General features: G+C 69.4%; 6 protein-coding genes and 1 pseudogene. 3 read left to right on the forward strand and 4 right to left on the reverse strand.

The genetic code is table 11. The features are described 5' to 3' along the window. Positions 1-216 precede the first annotated feature (216 nt). A protein-coding gene (locus tag AF1_RS33905) for an IS5 family transposase (RefSeq protein ID WP_131732754.1) occupies positions 217-1,082 on the reverse strand; the annotation gives its coding sequence in 2 pieces (ribosomal slippage) (positions 217-734 and positions 734-1,082; 867 coding nt in all). 649 nt (positions 1,083-1,731) lie between these two features. On the opposite strand from AF1_RS33905, the gene AF1_RS31725 reads away from it, so the two are divergent. Together AF1_RS31725 and AF1_RS31730 are read left to right on the forward strand one after the other, a co-directional pair. Next, complete coding sequence (locus tag AF1_RS31725; RefSeq protein WP_067807863.1) at positions 1,732-2,304, forward strand: RNA polymerase sigma factor; 573 nt, start codon at positions 1,732-1,734, stop codon at positions 2,302-2,304. Between the two features lie 2 nt (positions 2,305-2,306). Then, the gene (locus tag AF1_RS31730) at positions 2,307-2,918 is read left to right on the forward strand and encodes a hypothetical protein (protein ID WP_067807864.1); all 612 of its coding nucleotides are present in this window, start codon (positions 2,307-2,309) and stop codon (positions 2,916-2,918) included. Between the two features lie 153 nt (positions 2,919-3,071). On the opposite strand, the pseudogene AF1_RS33910 reads toward AF1_RS31730, so the two are convergent. From AF1_RS33910 to AF1_RS35535, 3 genes and pseudogenes are all read right to left on the reverse strand, one after another. Further along, positions 3,072-3,332, reverse strand: a pseudogene (locus tag AF1_RS33910) (helix-turn-helix domain-containing protein); the annotation flags it as partial. 467 nt (positions 3,333-3,799) lie between these two features. After that, a complete protein-coding gene (locus tag AF1_RS35530) occupies positions 3,800-4,258 on the reverse strand; it encodes a nuclear transport factor 2 family protein (RefSeq protein ID WP_067807869.1) in 459 nt (152 codons plus the stop codon). Continuing rightward, a complete protein-coding gene (locus AF1_RS35535) occupies positions 4,255-4,527 on the reverse strand; it encodes a hypothetical protein (RefSeq protein ID WP_165488405.1) in 273 nt (90 codons plus the stop codon). The genes AF1_RS35530 and AF1_RS35535 overlap by 4 nt, the downstream gene beginning before the upstream one ends. A gap of 25 nt (positions 4,528-4,552) precedes the next feature. Here AF1_RS35535 and AF1_RS31750 point away from each other — a divergent pair, with 25 nt between their 5' ends. Beyond that, positions 4,553-5,206 carry a TetR/AcrR family transcriptional regulator gene (locus tag AF1_RS31750; protein WP_067807875.1) on the forward strand — a complete coding sequence of 218 codons (654 nt, stop codon included), beginning with the start codon at positions 4,553-4,555 and terminating at the stop codon, positions 5,204-5,206. Positions 5,207-5,288: the final 82 nt, after the last annotated feature.

Consider the following 5,288-nt stretch of genomic DNA (forward strand, 5'->3'; position numbering starts at 1 on the left):
CTCCTATGTGTCCGAGAGGGACGCCGCTGTCGGACAGCAGCGACACGAAGCTGTGCCGCATCTTCTGCGGGTCCAGTCGGACGCCGTGAGTTCCGCACGCGCAACTACGCGGTGGAACTCTCGCCGGACGTTGCCCGCGCTCAGTTGCCCGTCGGTCCGTGTGGCGAATACGAGGCCGCCGTGCCGGTCCGGCTGCGTTAGGGCGTGTCCGGTGGATCATGAGTTGATCCAGAGTAGGGCGGTGACCAGGACGAGTCCTGCGCGGTAGTTGCGGGCGAGTTTGTCGAACCGTGTGGCGATGCCGCGCCATTGTTTGAGGCGGCCGATGCAGCGTTCGACTACGTTGCGGCGCCGGTACAGGGCCGGGTCGAACACCGGTGGGCGCCCGCCTCGTGAGCCGCGGCGGGCGCGTCCGGCCTTCTGGTCGGCGCGTTGGGGAATGGTGACGGCGATGCCCCGCCGGCGCAGGGTCCGGCGGATCGCCGCCGAACTGTAGGCCTTGTCTGCGATCACCCGGTCCGGTCGGCACCGCGGCCGCCCCCGCCCCGGGCGCGGCACCCCGATCCCGGCAAGGACGTCGGGGAAGGCGGTGCAGTCGTTGACGTTGCCGGCGGTGAGCACGATCGACAGCGGCATTCCGCGCCCGTCGACGGCCAGGTGGACCTTGGTGGTCAGCCCGCCCCGTGACCGCCCGAGCGCCTGACCGCTGCCCGATGCCGGGTTCGTCCCGTCCGGTTCCCCTTTTTGCGGGCACCGGCGGCGTGCTGGTGAGCGCGCACGACGGTGGAGTCGAAACTGACCGTCCAGTCGATCCGGCCGACCGCATCATCGTGGACCTGCACATGGGTGAGGATGCGGTCGAAGGTGCCGTCGGCGGCCCACCTGCGGTACCGCTCATAGACGGTCTTCCACTTGCCGTACCGCTCCGGCAGGTCCCGCCACGGGGCACCGGTGGCCGGCTTCCACAAGATCCCGTTCAACACCGTGCGGTGATCGGCCCACCGGCCACCCCGAGCGGGCTGCGCGGGCAAAAGCGGCTCGATCCGCCGCCACGCCGCATCGGTCAACTCATGCCGTCGCACCATGACACAGCATCAAATCCACACCCAAAGATCACCCTCAGCCAAACACCAAGATCTACCGGACACGGCCTAGCTCCCAGAGATCTTGCAACGCTGCCACGCAGCGCCGAGGAAGTTTGAGCGTGCGGCGAGACTTGGCTGTCTTGGTGTCGCCGCCCTTCCGGACGGAGCGCCAGACGTGCATGGCGGACTCTTCGTGCTCCCCGCCGCCGGTGTCCACCCCACCGTGCGCCGCTCCTGGCGGTCTTCGTCGTACGCAACGACATGCGGCCAGAGGAGCCCACAGGGTTCCTCCGTCCGGACGCCGGTCAACAGGGACAGAACGACGTATGCGCGAAGCCGGGGCCGCGGTCTGGGCCGCGTCCAACACCGACTCCGCCTGTTGGAGGGTCAGGGACTTGGAAGGGCGGCCGGGACGTCCTTTTGGGAAGCTCACACGGCAGAATCTCCAGGTCGCGGCGCCCCGCCGGGGGACCGCTGAGTCACCGGCATCACGCTGACCAGTCCAGACGGCGGGCGGAAAGGATCACGGTCAGTCCTTGGCGGGCCGGGGCGATTCGGCCCGCTGGCCGGCGGCTCTGTAGCCGGGGCTCGGTAACGCTTTTCCGGCGCCGCGCCAAGTAGGGGCGTGACTGCGAGAGGAGAGAGCATGGCCGAACCCGAGAGCGGCCTCGCTTGTGTCGGCAGGGATCCCACCGCCTTGGAGGAGTTCTATCGGCGGCACATCGAGGAGGTCAGCCGGTTCGTGGCCCGCCGTGTCCGCGATCCGCATACCGCAGCCGACCTGACTGCGGAGGTGTTCATGGCGGTCATCGACTCGGCCCACACCTACCGGCCCGCCATGGGCAGCGAACTGGGCTGGCTGTACGGGGTGGCGCGCAATGTCGTGGCTGCCGAGCACCGCAGGATGGCACGGGAGTCTCAGGCTGTGAGGAGGGTCGCCGGGCGGCGGCTGCTGGACGCCGTTGACATCGCCCGGCTGGAGGAGCGGATCGACGCCGAGAGCGCCGGGCGCCGCATCTACGAGGCGCTGGCCGAACTTCCGGAAGGAGTCCGGGCCGTAGTTGAACTGATCACGGTGGACGGGCTCACGGTCACCGAGGCGGCCGCCGCGCTGGGGATCCGGCCCGTTGCCGCCCGTGTTCGGCTCCATCGGGCCCGTAAGGCGGTGCGTGCCGCACTGCCCGCAATCTCGGCCACCCTCGCCTACTCCAGGGAGTGATCGTGCAGACCTTCGAAGATCGGCTCTTGGCGGAGCTCAAGGACGTCGTTGCCGCCCGCACCACATCGGCTCCGGTGGACCCGCCCATCCTGACCACCTGGTGGCGGCGGGCGGGGCTGGCGGCCGCTGCGGTGGCGACCGCGGTGGGAATGGCAATCGGTATTCCGGTGCTGAACGGGGATCGGGCGTCCAAGGCCAACGCGGTCGTCCGGGATCCGGACGGGTCGATCCGGCTCTATATCCGCGACTACCGGCATCCGGAGGTCATCGCCTCCCGGCTACGGGCGCTGGGGGTGCCGGCGGTCGTCGATTTCGTGCCCAACGACAAGAACTGCAGGACGCCCCGTGGGAACATCACCGACAACGACGGCACGCTGGTCACGATCATGCGCCCTGAGGACGACGGCAGTGACGGCGCCTTCAACCGCATCCATCCCGACCGGCTCAAGCCCGGACAGACGCTGGTGCTGGAGGTCGGCTTCACTCACTTTGGCCGAGGCGCCTCCGCCGCCTGGATGTTGGCCGGCGCCGCCACCGGCCCCGTCGAGCCCTGTGTCCTTGTTCCCGGGCCGCCCAAGGCTCGCCAGTCCGGGGACGGCGGCGTGGGCGGCTGATCCTTCCACGGCGCGCCGCCGGCAGTGGAACGGTGAGCTGATTCCATCGTGATTTTACTGGTCACGCGCTGGTTACGACTCGGTGCGGCGTGATCGAGAAGCACGGAGCTCCCGGTAGGTCGAGGTTTGGGATGCCTTTGACCACCGGGAGCTCCACCGGCGCAGCACCCGCACCTTGATGATCCGCCGCTCGGTCCGAGTCGGGGTTCGACGCGGACTGTGGTGCGGGCGGCTGGAGCGGTCGGCCATGCCGGCCTCGCCCAGCTGCCGGTACCGGTGCGCCCACCGGCGGGCCGTGGTGGGCGAGACCTGGAAACGTTCGGCCGCCCGCCGCAGCGGCCAGCCGTCCTCGACCACGCAGCGGGCCAGGCGCAGACGGCCGGTCTCGGTCAGCGGGGCGTTACGGTGGGGCATGAGGGCCTCCTGGGCGCCGGTGCAGATGTCGCAATCCACACCGAACCCGGAGGCCCTCACTCATCCCGAGATCATCCGGCCGTGTCCTCGCATTCACAACCTCCGTGGGCAGTACACCTAGCCGAGGAGGCCAAGGTAGGGGGTGTCGGTCGGCCCGGACGGACTGCCGGCTGGGATCATCAAGAATGTGCTGCAGGCCAGCCCTGGAGGCCGAGATGACCGATCATCTGGGCTATGAGCGGGAGCGAACGCCCAGCCGAGCCGGCCAGTAACCACCGCACGGCACTTGAGCCGAAACGGGGTCGACCGAGGGCGGGCAAGTGCGGGTCGAGGCGCCACGGGACCGGGCGGGACGGGTGGGGCGGACTCGGCGGCGTGGGCGGAAGCCGAGGTCGCCGGCAGCGGGACACCCGGGCGGAGCACGGGGCGGTGAAAGTGATCGGACACAGCCCTGGGGCCCGCAGCGTCTATGCCTCTCCTGCACGGAGCTCTTTCGTGTTCGGCACGGGAAGGCGGCTGCGTAGGAGGCGGGGCCAGGCGGAGGGACGGCGCAGCCCGGTGAGCAGGACCGGAAGCGGGTCGGCGAAGGAGCGGCGCGCCCTGATGGCGCCGTTGGCGACGGTGAACCGGTCGCAGACGGGGAATTCGACGGGTCCGCGGCCGAGGCTCGCGGTGCAGAGGGAATCGATGTAGATGGTGTCGGTCTCGACGGCGGTGTGGACGACCGTGAGCGCCATGTCGGGGAACAGAGCGAACAGGCGCCGGAACATGCTCTCGATGGCGGTCACGCCGTGGGCGGCGGGGAACATGGGCTGGGTGAACGTTGCGTCCGGGGCGATGAGCGGGCGGAAGTGGTCGAGGAACGCATCGGGTTTGGGCAGTGCCCAGCCCGCGGCGAAGGCGGCGGGAAACTCGTCGGGGGTCACCGGTGGTCCTGTCCGTCCAGGAAGCCCGCGAGCAGTTCGGTGAGTCGTGCGGGCTGGTCGTGCGAGGTGAACGTCCCCGAATCCTTGATCATTTCGAGGTGGCCGCAGGGGAACGCGTTGGTGACCGCGGGCGTCCAGGCATCCGGTCCGGCGAGGAAGACCTGCAGGAAGACCACGGCGGGCCCAGAGCCCTCGCCGTTCGTCCAGTAGCGGACGGTGCCTTTGAGCGTCTCCGGTAGATTCTGACCGACAGTCGGAAACTGACTCATAGTCGAGAACTATATCCTAGTCCGCATGACCGTCAAGGGCCGCAGAGCCGAGTACAAGGAACTCACCAGGAGCGCGGTGCTCGATGCGGCCGCAGGACTCTTCGCCGAGCGGGGGTTCACCGCGACCACGATCGACGACGTCGCCCATGCCGCTCGCGTCAGCAAGGGGACGGTCTACTACCACTTCACCGACAAGGCCCATCTGTTCGAAGCCGTGTTCCGCGACCGCCAAGAGCGCCTGGCGGAGGACGTCGCCGCCGCGGCCATGCCGCATGACCGGCCCTGGCCTCGGCTGACCGCCGCGCTGGACGCCTACCTCCAGGGAACCGTCACCGATACCGCGCACCGGTCACTGCTCCAGCAGGCCCCCGCGGCGCTTGGCGCCGAGCGATGCCGGGAACTGGACGAGCAGATGGCCCTGCCCGAGCTACAGTCGCTCCTTGACGGTCTGGCCCACGCCGGGGAACTGTCAGTGGAGCCTGGTCCGATGCTGACACGCCTGGTCTTCAGCGCTCTCTGCGAAGCGGCAATGACCGCCGGCGCCGCCCCCGACCCGGCCGAAGCCCGCCACACCGCCGCCGAAGCCCTCCACGCCCTCCTGACCGGCCTGCGGCAGCAGCCGTCCGCCACCCGCCCTCCAAACTCGGCCTCCCGGTCATCGCCAGGAGAGCGACCATGACCATAACAGGGTCTGTGCAGCTAAGGGCTCTGTCGCTCTTAGCTGCACAGACTCTCGATGGGCCCAGGCTCGTTCGGGGGGG

Origin of the sequence: Actinomadura formosensis NBRC 14204, from assembly GCF_001552155.1 — a bacterium.
Classification (GTDB): Bacteria; Actinomycetota; Actinomycetes; order Streptosporangiales; family Streptosporangiaceae; genus Spirillospora; species Spirillospora formosensis.

Excerpts from the sequence above, each read along its gene's own strand:
- AF1_RS31725 (WP_067807863.1), top strand. The coding sequence starts at position 1,732 with ATGGCCGAACCCGAGAGCGGCCTCGCTTGTGTCGGCAGGGATCCCACC.
- AF1_RS35535 (WP_165488405.1), bottom strand. The coding sequence starts at position 4,527 with ATGAGTCAGTTTCCGACTGTCGGTCAGAATCTACCGGAGACGCTCAAA.
- AF1_RS31750 (WP_067807875.1), top strand. The coding sequence starts at position 4,553 with ATGACCGTCAAGGGCCGCAGAGCCGAGTACAAGGAACTCACCAGGAGC.